This window comes from Providencia rettgeri (assembly GCF_001874625.1).
Taxonomy (GTDB): domain Bacteria; phylum Pseudomonadota; class Gammaproteobacteria; order Enterobacterales; family Enterobacteriaceae; genus Providencia; species Providencia huashanensis.
On sequence record NZ_CP017671.1, the window covers coordinates 1,975,349 to 1,999,092 of the forward strand.

Here is a 23,744-nt window from a genome sequence, read left to right on the forward strand (position 1 = left end):
GAGATAGTCCACCCCTGGAGGGAATGGCTATCCCCTCCGGGTCGGTTTAGTTGAAGTGACTATTAGAAGAAATAGTCGCCATCGTCGTCAGTTTTAGGCAGCTCCTGGTTGAGAGGCTCCTCTGTCGGCTCCTCTTGGACAGGCTCTTGCTCTACCGGAGTTTCCTCAGGCAAAACCGGCTCATCCTCAACATCAACGCGCTCTTCTCGAACCACATCACCGGCATTGGATTCATCTTCCGATTCACCCTCGCCTCGTTCTGCAAAACTCTTGAAGAAGTTGTCGATGTCTTCATCCAGGTCAACAGCGTTACCACCGCTGTTAGTCTGTTCTGATTGAACAGATTCAGTACCACCTACCTGTTGCTGCTTGGTTTCGCCACCCTCTGTTGCAGGGATAAGCTCACCGGCTTTATCGCTTTTCTGTTCGGCCTTTTCATCTTTAGAACGGTCCCCCATCTGGGCTCCCGAACCGCCAATGTCATTAGCCATGCCCTCTACAGTAATCGAGCCATTGGCATACTGCTCGATGCGGTCCCTCTCGCTCATGATCAGCACTGCGGCCACGACCTGATAAAAGAAAGGCGCAACGATGTTTCGGCCATCGGCATGTTGCTCGTATCCCCGGAGGGTTTGGTCGAGCAGCTTGACCAGAGGGTTAAAAGCGCTGTTCAGGAAGCTAAGCCCATCCACCTTGTCGCGGATGTTACGGAGTGTCTGCCGAGTAGTGACCGCACATTGGTCTCGACCGGCCAAACGTTCCATATAGAACTTATTCGCTTCCTGAACCACTTCGGAGATGAGATCGTCACCCAAGCGCTCAACCTTGCGGTTAAGGCGTTTGGCGTTGGCCTCATCTTCGTTCACAGGCTGGATCATGAACACCTGGTACTCAAAGCCAATCCGCTCCTCGACCGTTTCCTTTGGAAGGGCTCCGGCACGGATAGCTCGTTCATACTCAGGGTTCTCCTGACACCATTCATCCACGGCTTTGTTGTAACCTTTGATGAAATCCTGTTTCAGTTGGTTAAACTGAAAGTTTATGTCATTCAGCTTGTTACAGATTTCATCGGTCTTGCTGACGGGTACGGCAAATCCGTTCATGAACGGCATACCGAATTTCAGCAGGAGGCGACGAGTTTCTGTTTTCAGGCGATGAAAGCCTTTCAGCTTAGCCGGATCACAGATCTTCTTACTTCCCAGTTGAGCTACTTTCTCAGGTGGAATTTCACCACCCTCGCCCAGCTTGAGATCAGATGCAGACAAACGGGTTTGTCCACTCCAGATGTCAAAGTCTACGTGGATAACACAGAGGCTTTGTAGATGGTTCACTTTAGTCATGATGCACTCCAAAAAGTTGGGGGCGCACCACGTCCCGAACCGGGCGGATGCGCCCGGTTGGGCTAGTAAATTAACGTTAATTTGCTGTTTGTTTTTGGCGACCAGCTATCGCACTTTTCGCTCTCCGAAGAGAACAAAATCTTGCTTTCCGTTGGAGACTCCCAGAATCCCCAAGGGAAAGCGGGGGAAAATCCCCCACTCACCAGTAGAACGTCTCTACTTCTTCCGGCAAATCATCAAGAGGAGCAAGCACGTCCTCATCAACAATGTACCGTGGCTTCACAGAGCCAGTAACCGTTACACGGCACCGCTCTGATGACTTCTCTCTGTACTGGTCAACATCCTCAGGCTTCACGCCTGACGCCTTATCAGCCAACAGCTTTTTGTAGTCTACCCGGCCAGCCGCTTTGTATCTCGTTACCATCACACCGCAGTAGTCGGCATGGAAGTATTCCCCCATGAGGGACTTCATGGTGTCGAGATGAGGCTTTTGCCTTTCTTGAAGCTCAGACAGTCGCTGTTTCAGCTCCTGAATCTCAGCATCATAGAGGCGGTATTCCTCAGCAGCAGCAATCCAACGGTTGACCTCTTCACCTTGCGGTATGTACAGGTCTCTCTCTGGATCTTTGTCGGGCTCCTTCTTGTCTACTACCTGTTGCCAGAACTTTTTAGCCTCGGCCAAGATTTCTTGAATCATGGCTTCGTCTCGGAGTATTGGAAACTCCTGAATCTGACCTTCAAAGTAGAAGACTAACCAGCCTTGCTTGGCCCCCGTTACCAGGAGCTGGTGTTGCACCTGCGGGTAATAAAGCTGGTATGCCTTGCTGTTTGCTTTCTCAGCACAAACATCTTCCCAGACAGTCGCACTCGGGCTTTTCAGCTCGACGGGCTCCCCGTTATCTCTCAGGCCATCCAGGGAGGCCCTCATGAGCGGGTATTGAACCGATTCGACACAGGCGGGGAGCAGCATGTCATCATACTTCTCCTCGAAAGCGCGTCTTGCAGCATCTTCGTTTTCTATCCCCCGGCGAACCAGCGGATTAAGACTCAGATCGACTTCACGCGCATACCCAGTCTTCTCGGCCCACAGTCTCCATCGTGTTTTGTACGGAGACCGATTGAGCAGGATAGCGGCGTCAGTGGCTGTTACACCTTGACGCCGCCAATCAAGCCAATCTTCCTCTCGTTGCGATAGGTTGACTATTTTCATGGACCTCTCTCCAATGGTTAGGAGGGAGATCTCCCCCAGCGGGGGAGTCCCCCCCGTTGGGGTTAGTAGTAACTGCCTTCCGCGCCCTCCTCTTCTGTAACAGGGATCATGTCCTCGTCACTCAAAGGCGGCATTTCTTCGGCACCAGGTTCAGCATTTGCAGAACCACCAGCGGCGGACTCTTGCTCGTGCGCTTCCTGGTAGTCAGGTTTCGGAGGCTCCATTTGATCCATCTCCTTGTCACGAAGGAATTGAGTCGCATATTGCAGTTCCGAACCTTCATACCGTCCCTTCACATACTCATGCGCCGCAGACCATGCGTTTTCAGCAATGGCGCGATTTGCGAGTTTGGTTAGGATCGGGTCAAGCTCTTTGTGCTCAATAGCCAAAGGCTCTTGGCTTTGAACTTGAGATGGTGAAGGGAGATTGGCAATAGCCGGGTTAATGGCCGATGCCTGCTCCATTTCACGGATGCGTTCAGCTTCATCCTGGTCATAAATACCAGAGAAACCAAATGCGACACGAGAACACTGGATCAGCGACTTGTGCCGGAGTTGACGCTTGGTGTGCGTTTGCCAGGGGCCATCAACAGTGTAAGCACCATTGCGACCTTGACCCTGAAACGGTTCACGGTACACCTCATCAATGAACTCCTTGATGCGGATAGGGCGAGATCTGTCCTTACGGTAAATCACGCATTCAATCCACTCAGGGCAGTCAACTTTCGCCCCCTGCATTCTGACCATCTTGTCCGAATACACGAACTCGACGCCATCATACTGGGGATGCTCGTTGATGATGCGGCTCCAACCATCAACACCTACTACCGGAATGATCCCATTTTGCTTGTCAGGAAACGCATAGATTTCCCGAGTGAAAGGGTTCAAACCGTACTGTTCAGCCACGATCAGGAGCGTCATCATCTGCTCATCGGTCGGGGCACTTCCATCTCGCTGCTTGAATGCGGTCGCCTTCAAAGTTTCATAGAACTTTCGGGTGTCCACGCCAAACCGGCTTGCGATACGGGTTACAAGAGATTTGTTATCAGACATGGTGTTTCTCCAATTCACGAATGAACGGTTTGAGGACACCATGACCCCCTCGGGGCATGAGTGCCCCCGTGGGGTTTAGTAAGAGTTGGCGGTGTTACCCGCCAGCCAAGTGGTGCAGCCGCATGAACGGGATGTCATCATCCCAGCCATCAGGAGCGGGACCATAGCCTCCGCCCATACCACCTTGCGGTGCTGATTGCTGCACAGGAGCAGATTGCGTACCGGCTCCTGTACGTTGCCCTTTTTGGGGCGCTGCACGTTGAGAGTTGTCCTGAGGTGCATTTCCACGACCACCAAGCATCTGCATTTCAACGCAGTGTACTTCGGTGGTGTAGCGCTCGATTTGTTGGCTGTCAGTCCACTTCCGGGTGCGGTTGCTCCCTTCGAGATAGACTTGGGAGCCCTTTTTCAGGTACTCACCAGCGACTTCTGCCAAACGACCTTTAAGCACAATACGGTGCCACTCAGTATGCTCTCTTTGCTCGCCAGACTGCTTATCGCGCCACGTATCCGTTGTTGCAACGTTGAAGTTGGCAACGGCAGTTCCGCTTGGCATGTAGCGAATTTCCGGGTCAGAACCGAGATTACCGACCAGAATTACTTTGTTGACGCCTTTAGACATCATGACCTCCAAGTTATTTGGAGAGGGCCAACGCCCCTTTCGGGGAGCAAGCCCCCGTAAGGGTTAAAAAAGTGATCCTCTTGTTCGGCGTCGATCTCTGCCAGGCGAATCAGCTCAGATACAAGGCCAAGCCTTTCTGCATCTGCTCTTACTTCGTCGTAGCTGAAACCAAACCGTTCAATGAGGGGTTTTAGTGAATCAAAACGCTCGTAGTCGAAGGTATCACCCTGTTCATCACAGAATGCCACCAGCGGCTTCTCTACGTTTGAAAAGTCATCCGCGAAACGCTGTTGCAGGTAAACCAACATCAGCAGGGGTTTGTGACCATGTTCCGGGCGGAGTTCACCAGCGCCTTCCAGCGTAGCTGGATGGATAGTGTTTTCGCCTAGTCCAGTGCTAACCCCAAGCTCATAACCGCTGTCAGTACGCATCAGCACACTGGGTAGCAAGTCATTTGAGCCTTCGCTCCGAGCAACCTCAAAGCCGATTAAACCGGCTCCTTTGGCAAAAACCCCAGCAACAAAACCTTTGAAGAGGTTTATGTCACCTGGAGGTAACTCAGAGGGCGGAGATAACAGCCAGTTGAGAGATCCCAAGCTGGCTGTTTGTCCGGCTGAAACATTCCCCCCTTCCAGCACCGTCTGTGTCTCTGCGTTTACCAGCACCTCATCCAGAAAGGTGTACCCCTGGCTGAGAAACTGTGACACATACTGGCTTTCTTTGTCCTTGTAGGACATTGGGATCGTGTCTGGGCCGTTAGCTTCAAAAGGTCCTTCGAGCTTTGTCTCAGACCAATTTTCAGCTTTCCCATCAGTGACGGTTCGGCGTAGCTCGACCATCGTGAATTGGCCTGGCTCCGAGGAGCTGGGCTCCCGGAGCAACTTGTAGCCAATGAAGACTTCTATTGTGGTTTCGTCATTGCCCCACTCTTTAGCAGTGTAACGACGGCACAAACAGTCATTTTTCTTCATGCGTCACCCCTTAGCGCCATTGGTCCCCGAACACATCCTTCGCAACACGCAGGATGGCTTCACGCTCCTCTTTGGCCGCACGGATAAGCAGAGCTTGATCCAGGGCGTATTCAAGAGCATTTGGGGCACCACGGAACGCTAGAGACAGTTTCGCCCAACGCACCAACGTCCGAGTGGACATGGTGACGCTGATCTGACCATCTTCACCGTTTTCGCCAAGAAACAGTTTGCGGACCTGATTAGCAATCCGAACCATTCCCTTCCGCACATTTTCCGGAAGTTTCGGAGTAACACGGCCAAGAATGCTGAGTTCAGCTTCCTCATCCGCATACCCTACTTTGGTGAAACGATAGCGATCCATAGCTGCGAGGTTCTGCATCATCACCCCCTGGTACAAACCAGAAGCATCACCGGACCCCGTAGAGTTACCAGTAACGACCACACGAAACATCGGGTGCGGCTTGATGATTTCCCCGCCATTCTGAGCGATCACAAGGGGACGCCCTTCAAGGACATCGTTGAGACCAGCCAGCTCGGCAGGGTCGGCCAAATCCACCTCGTTGATGAGGAGCAGATGACCTTCACGCATAGCGACTGCCAGAGGTCCATACATGAACTTCATGACAGGTGGTTGACCAGGCTTTTCCGCGACCAGAGCGTGATGTCCAATCAGATCTGTCAGCTCCATCCGCCCGTGGGCAGTGATTTGCTGAACAGGCCAGTTGAGACGACCAGCGATCTCGGTGATACCTGAGGTTTTGCCAGACCCGGTAGGGCCGGTTACGAACAATGCGTCACCGCCAGGCTCTTTGAGATAGGCCAAGACCTCTCGCAGAAACTCTTTGCGGAAAACGTAGTTGGTATCAGTGGCAGGGATGAAAGGGTTTGAACCGTCAGCGTAGCCGATGGCCGTTACCTTCTCCGGAATGCTGGGCATACCGAAAACCTTGCTTACTGAGAATTGAGAGTATTGAGACATAGGTGCGCTCCTATTGTGACAGGCGCACCACGTCCCGAACCGGGCGGATGCGCCCGGTTGGGCTAGTAAATTAACGTTAATTTGCTGTTTGTTTTTGGCGACCAGCTATCGCACTTTTCGCTCTCCGAAGAGAACAAAATCTGCTTACTGATGGTATTCACCATGAGTAAGAAGACTTTTAAGGAGCGAGGAGAGTAGCCTCTCCTGGAGGCCACTCCCTCAATGGACGAACATCACCACATCGTCGTTTTGACCAATGACCCCGGTTTCTTTGGCCCACTTCACTGCTTCACTGTGCGCCTGGTAGGAGCTGGAATACAGTTTCGGATCAAATTTCACCTCGCGTCCATCAGCCAGATAGATGATGCCTGCGTGATCGTCGTAAACATGAAGATTCTGTTGCATTCGACATTCCCCCTGTAGCTTGTCGTCAAAGCCAACTGACACCAGAAGACTTTGAGGACAAGCCACAGAGGCTTGACCAGAAAGAGAGGGGTTGCCCCCTCCCTTTGCGTTGACTATCAGCAGTAACCGAACGATTCAGCGATTCTCACGAAAGGACGAGAGATTGCCCAACCAGTAGGGATACACAAAGCGATGATAGCGATTTCCATGATGTTGCTCCTAAGCAAAAAGGGGCAACATCCCCGTCGGGGTATGGTTGCCCCGATGGGTTTGAAAGTGTCGAAGATTACTCAGCGACAGTTATTACCAAACAAGTTCCTTGCCCTTACGAAGGTAAGTCGGGATTTCGAGATAATCCCAGTCAGGTTCTTGTTTAGCGACTTCTTGAACTTGAGTTACCTCAGGTTCAACGACTGCTTTGGCTTGTTCAGCCTTGGCAGCACGTTCTTTGATGACGGCCTGTACAGACCGCATTGCAGGAACTGCGAATTTGTTCCAAAGGAACAAACCGATACGCTGGAACACTTTAGCGAGAACGATGAAGGAAAAAGCAAATGCCTTCGCGCCTACGTACAGTGCGCCCAGAGATGCAAGCAGAACTACAATGAAAGTGATGATGTGCATGGTGTTGCTCCTATGTAAAAAAACAGGGGCAACACCCGAAAACCGGGAGAAGCCCCCGGCTTGGGGTTAAGTAATGCCATACGGCATAAGACTAGATGCTGTTTGTTTTCGGAGACCAGCTATCTCACCTATAGCCGCAGAGCGACTAAGATGATTCAAATATAGCTCACCTTTGCTAAACAGAAAACGCTGTAACTGTCCATTTTGGGCACTTCGAGAGGTCAGGTTACAGATTGACCGCATTTATCCTTTCCAGTGCGTTTATCTGTACCTCAAATTTAGGAGTATCTCTAATGGCAGAAGCACAAGTAGCACTGGACACAAACAACGACCGCAGCAACCACTACTCTCGCCCTGTTTTCAAGCAAGTTCTGAAAGTAAACAGCCTCCAAGCTCAGCGCGTCATGGAACGCAGCTTTGAGCGAGTTTCCAACTCCCTGTTCTCCATCGACGTGATCCTTCGCATCATCGGTGAGCAGGACGAAATCGACCAGGTTGAAACCGTCATCCTGGAACACATTTCCAAGGTCTCCGAAGACCTGGACAAAGCTACCGCCCAGCTCAACAAGCTGATGGAAGACAACGGCATCGACATGATGCCCGGCTACACCAACCCGAATGAATACACCATCGAGATCAACTCTCCTCAGGTTGCTCAGTTTGCACACCTGATCCGCAAACTGGATACCCTGATGGGGATCGTTGACACTCTCTGGCTGAACACCGTACTGACCAGCAAGCAGCGCACCGACGCCACTTACCAATGGCAGCAACGCCTCATCAAGCTGGCCGGTCGAATCATCGGCATCGAGAAACGGGCTCGCATTTCCGCCCACAGCAAAGGCAAAGAAGGTGAAGTGGCCGAAGCCGCTCCGGAATCTGCAACCGGCGACAAGGAAATCGCAGACGAAGCCGAGAAAACAAAAGCAGCATAACCCAGCCCAAACCTTTGCCCCTCGCCCGAGGGGCTTTTTTTTGTCTTTTATGGTTGCATTTTTTGATGCTGTGATATTATCGAAGTAAATCAGATTCAACTCAGGTAAGAACGGAGAACAACATGAAAAAGGCTTTAATCACCACCGTGGCTCTGGCTGTAGCAGCTCTATCTGGCTGTGCATCCACCAGCAGTTACGAACCCACAGCGTACAAAACCAATCACAGTCGCGCTTACAACATCGCGGAGGCCGGTGGCCTGGTAACAGGCATCCAAGACGCTTCTGTTCCGCGTGACAAGCTGGAGCGTCTGACCGACACCAAAACGTTTGGGGCAGCCTACGTGCTGTCTGGCTACATGTCCCCTCAGCTCGGAATGACCGACTGGCAAGGTGGCTTGGTCAACCTTGCGAACTGGGCTATCGGCCCCAAACAGCATGGCGCTCGCAATAGCTTGATCGCTTGGATGCCTGCTAACGAAGCAGTTTCACCGGCAGACGCTCAGGCCAAATTTCTTTCACATGTGAAAGTTTCCATTGAGTCAGCGCTGACTGATTTGGGTGCCAATTTCACGCTTCTGTATGACAAAGATGGTCGCCTAACCTATCAGTTCTACAAGAATGAATGGGGTTGCCCGACGTGGGTGAACGGACAAAGTAAGGTAGCTGACATGTGTTCCGTTAAGGTGAAAATCGTGGAGCCTCGCCTAGGGTCAGCTCCTAATTTTGTCTCTGGCGTTCAAGGTACAGCGTATGCCTTCACATCAGGCCATGAGACCGCATACAACTTTGTGAATGTCGGTAATGGGGCAGCAAGCCATGCTCCTCAGCAAGCGATCTACGCAGCTATTAGCAAACAGCTACCAGCTTGGGCCTACCTCTACCTTGCTCCAAAATCGGTTGAGCTGGATAATGGCGAAAAAGTTGCTTTCCCTTACCTTCTTGATCAGGGAAAAGCAGAGTTATTTGTTTACCCAGAAGCGTAATCAATCTACATGAGAAAGGGGCCTAAGAGAGTATATAGTGAATTTTGTGTACTTCTGTTGGTGAGTGAGTGAATGCCCCATAAGCAAAGGCTTTTGGGGCATTTTTAGTTTTTACACGGTATGTAATTTGGTGTGTAAAAATAGGAGCACTTGCTCCAAGGGCTCTGCCCTCTCGCCGCAAGCGGCGATTCACCCGAGGTATTTCACGACCAGCGATGTGATCCAGTGAGAGCACAGATACAGATAACTTCCTCGGGGATGCTTAAAAGTGAGCAATGGTCGTACCACCATACTCATACTGTAGCTGGAGGATGCCATAATAAATTGGCCGCCCGTAGCTTTGGTCGCAAAGCGAACGTTCAGATTTCGGAATAACGCTTAGGTAACCGGCGCCGGAGCGCCAGCGGAGGGAACCAAAAGCGGCACGCTTTTGGCGTCCGGTTGACCGCCTTGTTACATGGTGATTCGATAGTATCCGCCATACTCTCCATCCTTAGAACCACTGTGCGTGGCCTGCCAACCCAATTTTTGGGCCACTCTCTTGCTGGCCACATTATCGTCCGCGATGAAGACCTGAACGGTATCGAGGTCGAACTCTGTGGATAGCCTTTCAACCGCCAACTCGCAAGCCTTGGCAGCTATCCCGTTTCCCCAAAACTCCGACCTGATGAAATAGCCGAAGTCGAAAACGCCATCTATCTGCTTAATACCGCAGAACCCGATAAATTCATCTTTATCAGCCTCTGCAATAGCAAAGCGAGTTGGGTTAGTGAGAGCACTCTCGAACCAAGAATTCGCCTCATCTTCTGTCAGGGCGCGACCCGGCCCAAGAAATCGCATGACCTCAGGATCTCGAAGCATCGACATAACAGCCGTCTTATCTTTCTGTTGAAGATCCCTCAGCTTCACTGGAATCATAAGGCCGACCTCACCATGTAACGCGAAGCTAAGCGGCGGCCCGTCAGGGACGTCCGGTGGACGGCCGTCAGGCCGGGAACGTACTTAAGCGATTTGTTGTACGTTCCAAGACTCCCGCAGCTGGCCAATGACACCCGCGACCGTTTCAAACACCACCTCGTGAGAGCAACGGTAACGGTCCCTGGCCCAATCCAAAACAATAGGGCCTCGAATTTGTGACGCATGGTGGGGAAATGCCTCCAAGTACTCTTCAGTAAGGGCGGCTCCCCTGGGAAAAATGTGAAAATGAAGTCGAGACTGCTCTTCCCCAAACTGAGCGCAGTAGATGCGCAAGGGATTCACTGCTTCCTTTACCAGCGAAGTGACATTGGCCAATAGAGGGCCAAGGCTCTCGACCGATTGCCTTGGTAGAGCATCTAGCGATTCGACTGAAGCCAACGGAGAGACGATCAAATAGCCGGGCACAGCACAGGAATAGCAGTGCTCGACTAAAAAATCTTCTGATCGTCCAATCTCGAAGTTCATCAGTACCTACTCGTACAACGCTTGCAGCATGCGCGCCTGCGGAATGGAGCCAAAGGCGCAATGTAGTAGGCGTCGCCGTGCCTGCATTGGTTAAAACCTACCATCAGGAACCTCCGGGGTTAGCCAGCCGCACCGCAACGTTGCTGTGTTGCGATCCAGTTTCATTCTCATGCTGTGAGCCGAAAAGATTGACCCACTGCCCCTGAACCAACACCAACTCCCCGTTGCCAACACTGCTCCCATTGCTCCCATTGCTCCCATTGCTTGTAGTGTAATTGCCAGCATAGTTGAACTGGAATTGGCCGGACGAGCCCATGATTGGCTTGAGTTCATAACCTATGGACAACTCACTGGAAGAGGCAAAGCCTTTATCCTTGCTCGATACGCTAACCCTTAAAAGTCTCGATTCTTCCAGAAAGCTTGGCAATAAATCAGAGGGTAAGCTATCCGATTGTGTAGCCTGACACTCACAATACCGAACCTCCAACACCAGCGTTTTATTGGCGAGATAGTCTTCAGGAGCCGAGTTGTCGGCAAGAGCAATGCTAGGAATCAAGGATAGAAAGAGCAGATTAACCCGCAGAGTAATTTGTGTTGCGATCCGTTGCATGTGACCTCCTGTATTTACGTTTTAACGCCAGCCAGCATGCGCGGCTACGGAATGAAGGCGAAGCCGCAATGTAGTAGACGTCGCCGTGACTGGCCTTGTTATGCATTTACCATTGGACCAAAACGTCTTGAACTTTCAGTGTCTCCGAGTCGAATCCAATCGCCCAAAACACTTTGATATCACTTTTGCTGTACTTCGCCTTCCACAACGTCAACTTGGACTCATTTCTCGGTAGGCAATCTATAGACTCGATGCTTTCCAACGCACCCATTTCGTTCTCTATATCCCGACACATATCCAGATACATGTCTTCAGTGATCTTCCCATCGTCATTCGGGTCCTTAGGCAGCGCCGACATTTCTTGGAGTTCCCGATAGCTCCTTCCGTCATGTAGCTTGATTAGTCGCTCAGCCAGTTCAGTTTCTCGGTCAGTGATCACGTAACTTGTCCTCCTTGATTGCATAACGCCAGCCAGCATGCGCGGCTACGGAATGGAGGCGAAGCCGCAATGTAGTAGACGTCGCCGTGACTGGCCTTGTTAAAACCTCTTGGGTCACTTGGAATAATGCCCCTCTACTGTAATTTGTACCGGAGTGCAGCCAACACGTCCGGCACCATGGCAGCCATAGCAAGTTTCCCTTTCCCCAGTTTTCGGGTTGTCGTAATACCCGACACCGGCGCATACCTCGCAAGGGCAGCCATTTGCTGAGAGCTTTTTATACTTAAGCCATGTTTGCTCAAGCAATGTGCTTGGTTCTGCCTTTCCCGTAACCACATCCAACAAATGTTGGTGCTCGATATTGATGGGATTGAGAACACCTTGCTCTAAAGCCCTAATCCAACACCCATTCAGCTCCAGCTCCATATTTTCCTGATGGCTAAATTGTCGCTCGAGCCATGCGGGTAACAGAAAATCCATCTCTCGATATTTTTTATGTTGTTGTTCATCGTTCATGGTATCACCAGGGCATACCCCGTTTTAACGCCTGGGCTCAGCGGCCGATTTGGAGGCGCACCGCGCCGGAAAACCGGTCCGCTGGAGCCCCTGGTTATACATTGTTCTGACTCGGGATCAGTGCTAGCAAATCCGTTACCCCAACGTCTTCGCCAGATTGCGAAAGTAGCGTAGTTACCTGCCCCCGATGATGAGTTTGATGATTGAAGAAATGATAGATCAAGGAGGAAAATCGTTTGGTGGCGGGCACACCCTTGGTATTCTGATAGCTGAGAATAAAATCTAAATCACTATCAGTGAGCCCTGAAATCCATTTGATGATTTTCTCATCTAGCCACTTTCGGTGGCTATACAACTCATCAAGATCTTCGAAAATTATTTGGTTGAGGTTTTTGGGAGCCGCTAGCTCAGTGATTTCACGTAGTGGTTCAGCGCTTGCTGGTTGTGCAGCAAACCTCTTTAGCCAAATCGTATCCCCAACAACGATATGGTTTAGCGTACCCAATATTGACCCGAAGAAGGCTCTTCGATCTTCTAAAAGAGCCGATTTGCTCAGGTTGCCTGCGGCGCCATATACCCTCTCATTCATCCACCGGTTGTATTCGGCCATCAGCTCAAAATGTTGTTTCAGGCTCATCTGACTGAGGTCCTTCTACTGTATAACGCCTCACATCACCGGGAGCGAAAAGCAAAGCGAGGGACGAGCGGTACTTTTTGCTCTCCGAGTGCATGTGATTGTTATGTAGTCCAATTTCCGATGCCTATAATTTCACTAATTTATCTTGGTTGGCGCTAGGAACGCAGAATATAGCGTCAAAGGCATCACTCACATTCGTCTCAACAGATGAGCTCTGCGATCTAACTCGGCTAGCGCCTTTAACGTCGTCCGACAATATTAAACATGAGCCCGCCACACCCCTAGCACTCATAATATGCTGTTCCACACTGTCTCTTTGGATTTTATCAGCGTCTGTGGGCTCCACCGAAAAGCCTAACGGACTGTCAGGCGAAGGAAACTGCATCTCCGGCACAGTACCCCCTAGATGCGTTGCTCCAATGGCACGGTAATCTTTCCTCCGATACGCAAGTTGCTGGCCCATAGGAACAGCCGTAAGTTCTCCAGAAAAGGAAACTGAAGTCTTCTGGATATGGTTGTTATGCGCAAGTAGAAGTATCTTCAAATTTGGATCTGCGTGAAGAAATCTCTCAACAGTGGTAGCTGTGAACATCTCACGAACGGAAGTGTCACCATCGAGTGAAGTGCCATCAAAGAGCATCTTCATGGTGCGCAATGTTTCGAGCGTATGTTCAATCGAACAGACACACTCCGACGCCCTTTGAAACAGCTCCTTTCCACCTCGCTGGACTAGAATTGGTTCCAATCCAGACAACCGCAACTTTAACCGACTAATCCGGGAGAAGGCTTGATCCTGTTTAGCGGTACCCAGTTCACCCCATTGCGCGGATGAAATCACGGGGGAATCGCCACATATGGATTCCAAAGACTGGATTAACGCATCGACGTCCGGCTTCAAAATGGGATCCAGTAAATCAATAGCCGCGGACAATCTCTGTAAGTCGTCAAGTGGGTTCAGCGTATTGGGCAAATCAACGCCAACCACCATAATGCTTTTTCCAGTCTCTAAAAGATAAGATTTGAGCCAAGTCAGCACCGACCCATACAGAGCGAAGGTCAATGGGTTCGTGATTTCCTCTAGCTTATCCGTGCTCGCTGAAGATTTGAGCCATTCGGAGATCCGGTTACCCTGAACCGCCCCGCACTCCAGCCCAATTGCATTAAACTCGTGCATCTCTACAAAGTATCGGATGAAACTGGCTCTGGCCAAGGAAAACTCAGAAACAAAGTGAGCCCCTTCGCCAATCCCTATCACTCTGGCATATTTCGCCATCGAAGATAGATCTTCAAGCTCACTGAAATCTACATTACAAGGCTGTAAGAGCGTTCTGATTGTTCTGTACGTCATATGTTCAACTCAATATCTTCATTATGATGGATCTGCTGTATCTAGTTCCTAGGTCAGGATACATAACGCCCTGTTAAGGTGTGAGCAACGCAATACCGAAGCCTCCACACACCACCTTAATCACTTAAATCAACGCATAGTGAAAATGCCACGCGTTGCGAATCACTCTTGAACAGTTTGTTAGCCCTTTGTCCAAATTTGGTACGTGTAATCAATATTTGAACTGAAACTTTGCTCAAATGTTTGCTTGAAACTCTGTGGAACTGAAGGGAAAAACACGTCGCCAGAGATGTGCTTATGAATCACTGAAAGATGGATAACATCTGCTTGTTCGATTAATGCTTTGTAAATTTCACCACCACCAGAAACAAAGACATGTGTTGTCGTGTTGTCTAAGTAAGCTAATGCCGATTCAACGCTTGTGAAATAAACAACATCAGGATCATTCGAGGCCATTTCAGTACGAGTAACCACAGCATATTTCCTATTCGGAAGTTTACCCATTGAGTCGAAAGTTTTACGACCGACTAAAAGCCAATGATTGTAAGTCATAGCTTTGAACAGGAGCTGCTCACCATATACATGCCAAGGTATATCCAATCCAGAGCCAATTACTCCATTCTCGGAAACAGCTGCCATAATGGATATTTTCATTTTTCCTCCTGAGGGCTAACAGCTTATTAGTTTGCTTTCTTATTAAACCGCAACACCATCACCCAGTCCAATACTGCTTCACAACCTGAATAACCTCGATTTTTCAGATCATTACCCCTCCATCTCAGGGGGCTTTTGAGCTTTTGGTTCTGTGAAAAGTGTGCACGCGGGATATTTATGCACGTTTTTGCACGTTAAATCCAGTGGGTCGAATTTTTCCCATGCTGAAACAGATACCTACAGAGATGCATTGTGAAAAGTGAGCAGGGCCGTGCAAATTAAGCCGCAAGAATTTTGGTGTTTTTGGGTGTTTTTTATTATAACTGTACGTACATACAGCATTCAGCCACGGAGGGCGAGCGTGTCGAAATCACCGTTTCTACAATCGGTCCGCACAGAAATTAGGACAAAGCAGTACAGCTACCGAACCGAGAAGTCCTATCTTTACTGGGTTCGTCAGTTCATCCTTTTCAATGACAAGAAGCACCCAAAAGTCATGGGTAATCACGAAATTGAGCGTTTCCTGAATCACCTCGCCGTCAATCGGGGAGTCAGTCCGGGCACTCAAAATCAGGCGCTATGCGCGATTATTTTTGTCTACAAGCATGTGCTGAAGCGGGAGATTGAAAACCTACAGTACAAGATGACGAAAACGCCTCGACGCATGCCAACCGTTCTGAGTCCCGATGAAGTTGCTTCTATTCTTCAAAACATGGATGCAGAGTATTGGCTCATCACTGCGCTTCTTTATGGATGCGGTTTGAGAATCAACGAAGCTCTTTCGCTTCGCGTGAAAGACATCGACCTAAAAAGCCGCAGTTTGCTCGTATTCAACGGTAAGGGACGAAAAGATCGATACACACTGATTCCAGGCAATCTAAGAGAAAACATGGAGCGACAATTCGCCCATGTCAGGGCTGTACATGAGTCCGATCTGGCCGATGGATTCGGGCTTACGTCAGTGCCGGCCTCACTTCACAAGAAGTATGGACCGGCCATGAAGGACTTTGGTTGGCAGTACCTGTTCCCATCCGTAACAAGATGCGTTCATCCCATCGCTGGTTATGTGTGCCGCCACCATCTTCATCATTCATCGTACTCGCGGCGATTGAGGCAGGCCGTTCTGGCCACGGGAATCACCAAGCGTGTGACGGCTCATACCTTTCGGCATGCCTTTGCGACAGAGTTATTGAGATCGGGGAGCGATATCAGGACGGTCCAGGAAATTCTTGGGCATAGCGACATTCGAACGACAGAAATCTACACGCATGTCATTGGCGATCGACGTGCTGGAACCGTCAGCCCTTTTGATCGTTTGCCAAGTTCTTGATGGGGCGTTGCTTACCCGTTTAAGGGGCGTAAAGCCTGGAATTGGGAGTGCGGCGAATGTCCGCTTTTGTTTATGAGCTGATTTCGAGGTATTTGACGACCAGCGATGATCGTTTAAGATGAAGTTGCGGTACAGGGAGAGGTCCCGATGGCCGCGACCGGCGATGAGGGGGCGTGCCATTAATGGCTTACCCCCGAATCCCTCTCTTGCAGCAGCTCCCTCAAGAAACTCGCCCGCCTGGTGGCATTGCTTACCGATTTTACGATGGACGCAAAATCACTAGCCTGCCCGACAATATGTATCTCTGCCTCGGCACGGGTAATCGCCGTGTAAAGCCACGCACGGTCTGAGATACGCCCCGTCTGGACTGCCACGATGATTCTCGGGAACTGGCTCCCTTGAGCCTTGTGGAGCGTGATTCCGTAGCCAAGCTCCATGCAATCGAAGACTTCATCCGTAATTGAAATGGCTTCGCCGGTATCCAGCGTCACGACACCAAATGTTTCCTGGCCGTCCTTGGTGTCGCGCTCTGTTGAGGATAATACGCCAAGAGACCCATTCTGAATGCCGATGTTGTACTTGTTCCTGGTGAAGAGGATCGGGTCGCCCACTCTGATATCGAGGAAGAATTCATCGCCATGCAGTCTAAACTGCAAGCACTCCCCATCGGGATTGATCAGCTTTTGGCACTCACGGTTCACCTCGCCAACTAGAGCCTTGGTGGCTCCGATGATCTGAGTGTTATAGGGTGACTCCGCATACAAGGATTTGCACTTATCGACCATCTTCTGCGGAGGCGTCTCGTGGAACGTGATTGCGCCAACCGATAACGCAGGAGGCACCTCACCCCGATTGATGGTGGCCGAGTATTCCGGGATGCCCGTTGAGTCTTCCTGGCGTTTGACGATGTTCAACTCAACCGTAGCGATTGCACCGGACTCAACGATGTCTGAGAGGACTTTGCCGCAGCCGATGGCTGGTAGCTGGTTCGGATCGCCGGTCAGGATGATGCGTACCGAAGGATCGAGGTGCGTAACAATCCGATACATGGTCGGCAGGTCGGTCATACTGGCTTCGTCGATGACCAGGAGATGCTGCGCCTGATCCAGTGACGGCGAGATCGGCTCTTCCCGCAACAGGCGAGCAATTGTCATGGTGAAGAATCCGATGCTCTCGTGCAGTCGCATAGCAGCTCGCCCCGACAGAGCGACGGCATGAACCTGATAGCCTAGTGCGGCATAGGCTTTGAGCACGGCACGAAGGACCGTGGTTTTACCCGTACCGGCACCACCCGTAATGCAGGACACCGCATTGGTAAGGCTCAACTCGACCGCTTGGACCTGCTGCTCGGTCAGGTCGTAGGGCAACTCCTGAACGGCCTCGGTGAGCGCCTTGAAGACGGATTCATCTTCATTCTTGATGGCGGCCAGGGCCTTGAGCCGCTTCGCAACGACCGACTCCATCATGATTTGGGCGGTAGGGTGGTAGGTGCCGGTCTCTGGCCTGAGAATGAACTGGCCGTTGCGATAACCGCTGGCGAACGCCTCTGCGACCAGAGCTTTATCGCCCAGAAGCTTGGTCACCTCGGGCCTGAGCGCCGGATGGGAGGCGTAGGTGTGCCCCTTTTCTACCTCTTTTCGTATCGCGCTTTCTAACGCAGCTGCGAGCCGCACCGGTGCCGATTTATCCATGCCCATTTTTTCAGCAATCGCATCGATATCGGGAAAAGGCATTCCGAATCCGAGCAATGCGTAGGGATTGGTCTTGAGTACCTCAACGGTTCGATTATCGTGGTACTTTAGAATGCGTTGCTGGATGCTCAGCGGCACTCCCAGAGAAGCCAGCCAATTCGCATGCGCAAGGTTTTTGTACTTGGCGTAGCCGTTGTATAGCGCGGTTACTGAAACCTCGCTAAGAACCTCCCTGAGACGGCCTCTGTGCTCGGAGGTATTGGATTGGAGCATGGGGTGCAGGTCACTGCCAAAAACGTTCCAGAGGGCGCGTGCTTTGGCCTCACCGATACCGGTGAACTCCTTTTCATTGGCAATGAAACGGATCAGCGCCTCGCCCGTTTCCGGCAGCGTGCACTCCATCTCAGCTGGGGCGTCATACAAATGTTGCTGAAGCTTATAATCGCCTGCCTGAACGGTCTCCAGCGTCCTTACGCCACGCACTCGCCATTGCTGACCAACGGACGGCTTGATAGGCAGGGACTGGTTTTCGCATCGGATGCTGACGATGTATTTGCCCGAGTTGATCTTGTAACTGTCAGTCTTGAGGGGAACGCCCGTGAAGATCGTGTATTTATAGCCGTTATGCTGGCAGCTGGTGACACGGAAATACTCTTCATGCATCGGGCGCTACTCCGAACTCTGTGAGGACTTCGGACAGTTCACCGTAACGTTTTAGCTTGGCTTCGAGGGTTGCCACCCGGGCCTTTAGTTCAATGTTTTCCTGCTCCAGCACTGAGAGCCTTCTCGATTCCATGGCTCTTTTGTTAACGCTGGGATCATAGCGTTTGGGTTCTGATCGCTGGGCCTTGGCGGTTTCGGTCAGTTCTGGCAGAACACCCCGATAACGCAGGTTCTGCTCCAGATTCTCCAATGCCGTTTTGATGGCCGGATTCTGGCGCAACGCGCTCTTTCCGATGCCTATGGCTTTGGCCACTTCGCCACGGTTTAACTGGCCCCGATGGAGGATCTGCTTAAAATCGTCATCCGTTTGGGTGGCCACCCAGCTCTGGAAGGCACTCAGGTTCTGACGTGCTCTTTCCTGACCATTACTCATCAATTTCCCCCAGGATCTTCTTGAGCCCGGTCAGGAAGCCACGAGGCAGGATTTCCACACCATACTCATCCTTCACCTGACCCAATTCGTTCGCCTGGAACCCGAGCTTTTCGAGCCACTCATCGGTGCAGACGGTTTGCAGGGCTTTAATCTCGTTGTCAGAGCAGACTCCCTTCAATGAGGGCAGCAGCTCCACACTGGCGTCTGACTGGGGTTCACTGTAAACCGTAGGGCGCTTGTCGATGACGATCTGGGTTTGGTTCTTGAGCATGTTGGCTTCGCTCCTGTAGCGATCCCGCTCACGGATGATTTGCCCAAAAAGGGCTCGCACAGCTGTATCATCAATCCGCTCAAGCAACTGATGGTCCTGAGTTGGTCTCTTGGCAGGCCCTACCGGTGGCTTCTTGGTGGTGGTCTTCGCCTTAGCGGCCCACGCTTCAATCAGGTCCCGGTAATGCTTGTTCGCGGTGGCACGAATCGACTGATAGCCAACGCCGTCATTTTCCTCTGAGACACGCCCTATGGTGGTAATGGAGAAGTCCCGGGCACCGGATTCGTAGTAGTCCTTCAGGGTCTGGTTGAGCGTATCCAGGGACGACTGTGTTTTAGCGGTTTTACCGTCCTTGAGGGACTCCAGAACCGCATTGGTATCGATGTTCATTCTTCCACCTCCAGGGCGGGAATCCGCGCCACGGATTCAGTAGGCAAGGTGATTGGGGCTATCTTCTTCACGGCGTCAAACCCGGATTTCAGCAGCCGATCGTCTTTCAGGAATTCCTGCGCCTCAATGTAATTGGACGCGATCCGGTAGCCCTCAAGCCGATCTTCGGGGGCGGCGATTTTGGCCATCTTGCGCATGAGCGCGTTACCCGCAATCAACTGGGTTTGTTCGTCCATTTCAAGGAAAACGGGCTTGTACCCGGAACGGGCCATCATGCGGCTCAAGGCGTTGGTACGCTTGGCTATCGCGGGCGTCTTGCGCAGATCATCATGCAGATCGGGGTGGAACTCAGCGTCCTCGCACAGCAGTGCCAGGTGCAGTAACTCCGAGTCAGTTTCGACGAACTTCATACTATATTTGAGGTCTTCATCAGAGCCGACCGCGATCAGCTTTTGCCCGTCGTCGTCCTCTTCACGCCCATTCTCGATCTGGATCACCCGATTGATCAGGTTGAAAATTGCGATGCAATCCTTGGCGTACTCATCCGCCTCCACCCTCTGCTTCTCGTAGCGCCGTTCTATCGCCTGAAGTTCGTTGTGCTTGAGAAACACTGCACCGGTTTCCTCAGCGATGAACAGCTCATCCTTTAGTGCTTCTAGCTGACCCTCTAGGTGAACAGACAGCTCGGCCGCCTGGTGCGCCTTGTAGCTCACCTGGTTGAACGCAGAATTGAGAGCCGGAAGATAGGTGGCATCGGTAATGTGCCAGCGACAGCGGGGACAGTTTTCCGGCCCGAGGGGGACCGGGCCATAAACTCTTGAATGTGCGCTTTCTGAACCCCTAACTATCGGGCCACCGTTCCAGCACCCGCCTACGGTGGACAGCTCATCTGAGCGCACGGTGTTGCCCCCAACCAGGCACAAGCCCGTGGCTCGTTCCTCCCAGCCGATGGGATTCCGGTTGGCAAGCACGCTCTCGACGGAATTGTGCTGGTCGTTGTGAAAGGCAGCCCGGAGCGGGATCTGTCTCATTTCCGCGTCCACCAGGAAGTTTCGGAGCGAGCCTTCACCTCGTTCGGACAGAACTGCGTGTGCCTCCTTCATTTTGTCGGCCATCACGGAGGGCGTGATCTTGTTGTAATAGATCGTCATCAGAAGCCGTGTGTGGCCGGCCAGAAGCTTCGCGATCACCGGCAAGGGGAGGTCGGTGTCCATGGTGTAGCAGGTGATCAAGGAGACCCGAAGGCTGTGAAGCGGGTAGTCCGTTGCCACCTTAGCGGCTTCCGTACCTTCAAAGTCCTCGCCGTAGTCTTTCACAAACCGAAGGCGATCCCCGTTGGCCATCGTTTGGCCCGACTGGAAGACATCCTCTTCCAGTTTGGACAACAGGCGATACCACGAACTAGCCAATGAGGTGTAGGTAATTGGAAAAGCAGAATTACGCTCCCTGAATAAAAAGGCAAACTCGCCCATTTGTTTCAATTGTTGCTTGGATTTAGCGACGCCAATATGGCTACGCTTAAGCTCTGTGCCACTGACCAGTCGGTTAATCGGGTTGTATTTTTCCTGCCAACTGCGGAGCTTTTCCAGCCAATACAGCAGCTCTTCGTGCTGCCAAGGGATGGTGTATCCCCGCTGAAGTTCATCCTTGTTTTGATCGGCGGTTTTGTTGGTGGACACGTAGAGGCCGGTCGAGTACCCCTCGGTCATGGAGTCATATATGCGGCGGAAGACGCCTTTCTCATAAGGTCGCTTGGGCGTTCCATACTTGAAGGGGTGCTTGGTGTTTTCCACCCATTGCCCACCTTCATAGCGCCAGGTATCGGCTTCGCCGGAGTCCAGAAACCTCACCTGAAAAGAGCGCAGGGGTAGGTGCAGCTTGGTAAACAGGAACATCGCCATGACCGGCGACCAGATTTCGTGGACCTCAACTCTTTCTCCCTTCCTGGGCACAATCCGAGTCCGGAAAACGCAATCCGGATCATCAGGGTCGATGACCTCGGGCGGCACTTCCACCCATGCCCCATTGCCAGACTGAAGGTGATCGATGGCCCATTGCCAGTCCCGGAAATGGTGGCCTACCCACGGCGTTTTATTGCCGGGGTCGTCGGTTGGATAGGGGCAGAGGATGTGCCTCAGTTGCTGGATGTAGCGATAGGGCAAGGGGCTGTGGACGGTTTCGGTGTTTGATGTGTTATTCGTGATTTTCTCGAACGGATTCGGGAATAGGGGCCGCCCAACGCCGTTATCGTCCTCGGCGCTCAAATGGTGCTTGAGGATGTAATTGCATAAATCGACCGTGGACGAAATGTGTTTAGAGTTTTTAGTAATCGATCCACTGCTAACCAGAAAGGCCTCAAACTCTTCCGTGGACACCTTGTGACCACCCGGATGGCCCTTGAACATCGTGGCCACGTCAACGGCGTACGGGGCTTTAGCGTTCAGATAGTTAAAGAAGTGTCTTAAGCATTTTAATCGCAGATCAATGCCTACGTTTTGCTCCGCAAGCCATTCGGCGGCGTACTGCTGCCATTGCAGCCAGTTGTGCCCCAGTTCCTTAGTCACCCACCCCAGCGTCAGATCCGTGGTGTAGCCTTTACTCGTCCTTCTTTTTGTCATGATTTACCTTTGCCCAATCGTGGATTCTTGCCCGTAAAGTGGCCGTTTGGATCAATGTCTTCAAAACCGTGTTCTGCAAGCGTCTTCCAATCGAAAGATGCGGGGGGCTTTTCCTTATCCGATCCCAACTGAAGTTGTTGTGTTGCCTGGGACAGCGCTTCCGAGACTTTCGCGCTGGAGGGCATGGTGTAAGGAACCTGAGACTCCAGGCTTGCGTGATGCAGGCACTTTTTGCGAATAAGCGGATCGACTCCGGCATCCGTCAATCGACGGCCATAGTTGTGGCGATGGCCGTGTGGATCTAACCCTACGGTCTTGTCGGGTTCGAGACCAATTCGTCTTAACCCAGCCGCATAATTTTGGTTGAAGGAATTGTAGGTATAGGGATTGCCCAGATAGCGAGAGTCGAAGCTAACAAACGCATAGGGATGATGGCACTCCACCGATGCACGGAAAACCAAATACTGTCGCCACAGCGACATGAATACTTGGGCAAACTCTTGCGGGAAGAAATGCGCCTCCAGGTAGCCATCCTTGTCATCTAGGGTTTTGGATTTCCAGCCGAGATGTGGGGTTTTTTGCATCTCCTGGCGCGGGATGCGTGCGTATTTTTCTTGAAGGTACGCCTTGCGGGTTTTTATCCCTTTTCGGGACTTCCAGCCTTCAGGTGCCTTACCTTCTATCTCGTTGTAGATCCTCACGATTGCCCGATCTGGATCGGAGGGGTCTTCAAAGACATCGGTGACCCAGAGTAACAGTGCTTCGCTCACCCTCAATCCGGTCGCGTGCATCAGGAGCACGATAAGCTTGTCCCGCAGCGCAACTCGCGGGTCTTTGGCTCCTCCCAGGCCCTTCATATAGAAGTCTTCAAACTTTCCCGTAGGGAAGGCGATGGCATCGTCATTGGTTTTTGCCAGAGGTGTTCTGCCCTTGATGCTGCGGGCTCTTTTTACCGTGGTACTAACCGAGGTGTCTTTAATGTGCCCGAGGAAATCATTCTGGTTACGCCTAAACCAAGCGGCGTACTGAATGCGTTCCTCATGTCGAGTGGCTGTGCGCAAGGTATTGAGAGGCTTGCCCAGACCTTTGTCCGAGAGCCAATTGGTGAAATTCGTCAGATTGCTGATGTGTCGATGTATCGTGCCATTACTGGCCGGTATCCAATACAGGCCAGAGGGGTCCAATCCATCTTCACCGATGGTCCCGCTGTAGAGCCGTCGGACGAAGCCCGCGAACAACGCTTCGGGTTCATCGAACATGCCTTCGTTGGCATCCATGAACTCGATGAGGAGTCTAATCGACTGAATATGGTTGGTGATTGTTGAAAATGAGATGCCATTTAGGTGAAGGCTAAGCACATAATCTGTGACCGACCCCAAAACCCCTTGGTCGGTCAGAATGACCGGGATCTCTGTGGTTACTCCACTGTTATCCTGAACTACCTTGGCTGTAACCTTCGTTGCAAACATCCTTGAATCCTACACAAATTACACATTATTTACTATATATATAGTGCAGTCTTCAGGAAAAAGAAACCCCCAATTAAGGGGGTTTTTATCAAATTTACACAGTTCTATGTA

The 23,744-nt window shown here is 51.5% G+C and carries 22 protein-coding genes and 1 pseudogene; 3 read left to right on the plus strand and 20 right to left on the minus strand.

Annotation, left to right across the window (positions count from 1 at the left end; genetic code table 11):
* Nucleotides 1-62 precede the first annotated feature (62 nt).
* From RB151_RS09000 to RB151_RS09035, 8 genes and pseudogenes are all read right to left on the minus strand, one after another.
* Complete coding sequence (locus RB151_RS09000) at nucleotides 63-1,340, minus strand: DUF3150 domain-containing protein (RefSeq protein ID WP_000170086.1); 1,278 nt, start codon at nucleotides 1,338-1,340, stop codon at nucleotides 63-65.
* A 199-nt stretch (nucleotides 1,341-1,539) separates the two neighbouring features.
* A complete protein-coding gene (locus tag RB151_RS09005; RefSeq protein WP_000706865.1) occupies nucleotides 1,540-2,550 on the minus strand; it encodes a YqaJ viral recombinase family protein in 1,011 nt (336 codons plus the stop codon).
* Nucleotides 2,551-3,013: 463 nt separating this feature from the next.
* A pseudogene (gene bet, locus RB151_RS24610) lies at nucleotides 3,014-3,602 on the minus strand (phage recombination protein Bet); the annotation flags it as partial.
* Between the two features lie 94 nt (nucleotides 3,603-3,696).
* A complete protein-coding gene (ssb, locus tag RB151_RS09015) occupies nucleotides 3,697-4,227 on the minus strand; it encodes a single-stranded DNA-binding protein (protein WP_000987165.1) in 531 nt (176 codons plus the stop codon).
* Entirely contained in the window at nucleotides 4,224-5,195 is a 972-nt protein-coding gene (locus RB151_RS09020) for a hypothetical protein (RefSeq protein WP_237071525.1), read from the minus strand. Before RB151_RS09020 ends, ssb begins: the two co-directional genes overlap by 4 nt.
* 10 nt (nucleotides 5,196-5,205) lie before the next feature.
* Entirely contained in the window at nucleotides 5,206-6,174 is a 969-nt protein-coding gene (locus RB151_RS09025) for an AAA family ATPase (protein ID WP_000085162.1), read from the minus strand.
* A gap of 219 nt (nucleotides 6,175-6,393) precedes the next feature.
* The gene (locus RB151_RS09030; RefSeq protein WP_001186917.1) at nucleotides 6,394-6,579 is read right to left on the minus strand and encodes a hypothetical protein; all 186 of its coding nucleotides are present in this window, start codon (nucleotides 6,577-6,579) and stop codon (nucleotides 6,394-6,396) included.
* Between the two features lie 303 nt (nucleotides 6,580-6,882).
* Entirely contained in the window at nucleotides 6,883-7,203 is a 321-nt protein-coding gene (locus RB151_RS09035; protein ID WP_000547566.1) for a hypothetical protein, read from the minus strand.
* A gap of 293 nt (nucleotides 7,204-7,496) precedes the next feature.
* On the opposite strand from RB151_RS09035, the gene RB151_RS09040 reads away from it, so the two are divergent.
* Complete coding sequence (locus RB151_RS09040) at nucleotides 7,497-8,138, plus strand: hypothetical protein (protein WP_000796664.1); 642 nt, start codon at nucleotides 7,497-7,499, stop codon at nucleotides 8,136-8,138.
* A gap of 356 nt (nucleotides 8,139-8,494) precedes the next feature.
* On the plus strand, nucleotides 8,495-9,121 hold the full coding sequence (locus RB151_RS09045) for a hypothetical protein (RefSeq protein WP_228130981.1): 627 nt from the start codon (nucleotides 8,495-8,497) through the stop codon (nucleotides 9,119-9,121).
* Nucleotides 9,122-9,574: 453 nt separating this feature from the next.
* Here the strand turns inward: RB151_RS09045 and RB151_RS09050 are convergent, their stop codons facing one another.
* The 7 genes from RB151_RS09050 to dfrA46 form a co-directional block, all read right to left on the minus strand.
* Nucleotides 9,575-10,039 carry a GNAT family N-acetyltransferase gene (locus RB151_RS09050; RefSeq protein ID WP_071547854.1) on the minus strand — a complete coding sequence of 155 codons (465 nt, stop codon included), beginning with the start codon at nucleotides 10,037-10,039 and terminating at the stop codon, nucleotides 9,575-9,577.
* An 84-nt stretch (nucleotides 10,040-10,123) separates the two neighbouring features.
* Nucleotides 10,124-10,564: a hypothetical protein gene (locus RB151_RS09055; protein ID WP_071547855.1), complete on the minus strand. Its 441-nt coding sequence runs from the start codon at nucleotides 10,562-10,564 to the stop codon at nucleotides 10,124-10,126.
* 103 nt (nucleotides 10,565-10,667) lie between these two features.
* A complete protein-coding gene (locus RB151_RS09060; protein ID WP_071547856.1) occupies nucleotides 10,668-11,174 on the minus strand; it encodes a hypothetical protein in 507 nt (168 codons plus the stop codon).
* Nucleotides 11,175-11,727: 553 nt separating this feature from the next.
* The gene (maoP, locus tag RB151_RS09070; protein ID WP_071547857.1) at nucleotides 11,728-12,129 is read right to left on the minus strand and encodes a DUF413 domain-containing protein; all 402 of its coding nucleotides are present in this window, start codon (nucleotides 12,127-12,129) and stop codon (nucleotides 11,728-11,730) included.
* A gap of 94 nt (nucleotides 12,130-12,223) precedes the next feature.
* Nucleotides 12,224-12,766, minus strand: a complete 543-nt coding sequence (locus RB151_RS09075) for a DinB family protein (protein WP_071547858.1) — start codon at nucleotides 12,764-12,766, stop codon at nucleotides 12,224-12,226.
* A gap of 124 nt (nucleotides 12,767-12,890) precedes the next feature.
* Nucleotides 12,891-14,114, minus strand: coding sequence for an erythromycin esterase family protein (locus tag RB151_RS09080; RefSeq protein ID WP_071547859.1), 1,224 nt, complete (start codon nucleotides 14,112-14,114; stop codon nucleotides 12,891-12,893).
* Nucleotides 14,115-14,294: 180 nt separating this feature from the next.
* Nucleotides 14,295-14,768, minus strand: coding sequence for a trimethoprim-resistant dihydrofolate reductase DfrA46 (gene dfrA46, locus RB151_RS09085; protein WP_071547860.1), 474 nt, complete (start codon nucleotides 14,766-14,768; stop codon nucleotides 14,295-14,297).
* Nucleotides 14,769-15,129: 361 nt separating this feature from the next.
* On the opposite strand from dfrA46, the gene RB151_RS09090 reads away from it, so the two are divergent.
* Entirely contained in the window at nucleotides 15,130-16,098 is a 969-nt protein-coding gene (locus RB151_RS09090; RefSeq protein WP_008169685.1) for an integron integrase, read from the plus strand.
* A gap of 179 nt (nucleotides 16,099-16,277) precedes the next feature.
* Here RB151_RS09090 and RB151_RS09095 read toward each other — a convergent pair whose 3' ends face one another.
* The 5 genes from RB151_RS09095 to gmtY are packed head-to-tail and all read right to left on the minus strand — an operon-like array spanning nucleotide 16,278 to nucleotide 23,633.
* Nucleotides 16,278-18,452: an AAA family ATPase gene (locus RB151_RS09095; protein ID WP_071547861.1), complete on the minus strand. Its 2,175-nt coding sequence runs from the start codon at nucleotides 18,450-18,452 to the stop codon at nucleotides 16,278-16,280.
* Nucleotides 18,445-18,885 carry a VPA1267 family protein gene (locus RB151_RS09100; RefSeq protein ID WP_071547862.1) on the minus strand — a complete coding sequence of 147 codons (441 nt, stop codon included), beginning with the start codon at nucleotides 18,883-18,885 and terminating at the stop codon, nucleotides 18,445-18,447. Before RB151_RS09100 ends, RB151_RS09095 begins: the two co-directional genes overlap by 8 nt.
* Nucleotides 18,878-19,546 carry a gamma-mobile-trio protein GmtX gene (gmtX, locus tag RB151_RS09105; RefSeq protein WP_071547863.1) on the minus strand — a complete coding sequence of 223 codons (669 nt, stop codon included), beginning with the start codon at nucleotides 19,544-19,546 and terminating at the stop codon, nucleotides 18,878-18,880. Before gmtX ends, RB151_RS09100 begins: the two co-directional genes overlap by 8 nt.
* The gene (gene gmtZ / locus RB151_RS09110; RefSeq protein ID WP_071547864.1) at nucleotides 19,543-22,164 is read right to left on the minus strand and encodes a gamma-mobile-trio integrase GmtZ; all 2,622 of its coding nucleotides are present in this window, start codon (nucleotides 22,162-22,164) and stop codon (nucleotides 19,543-19,545) included. Before gmtZ ends, gmtX begins: the two co-directional genes overlap by 4 nt.
* Nucleotides 22,161-23,633, minus strand: coding sequence for a gamma-mobile-trio recombinase GmtY (gmtY, locus tag RB151_RS09115; RefSeq protein WP_071547865.1), 1,473 nt, complete (start codon nucleotides 23,631-23,633; stop codon nucleotides 22,161-22,163). Before gmtY ends, gmtZ begins: the two co-directional genes overlap by 4 nt.
* Between the last annotated feature and the right edge of the window lie 111 nt (nucleotides 23,634-23,744).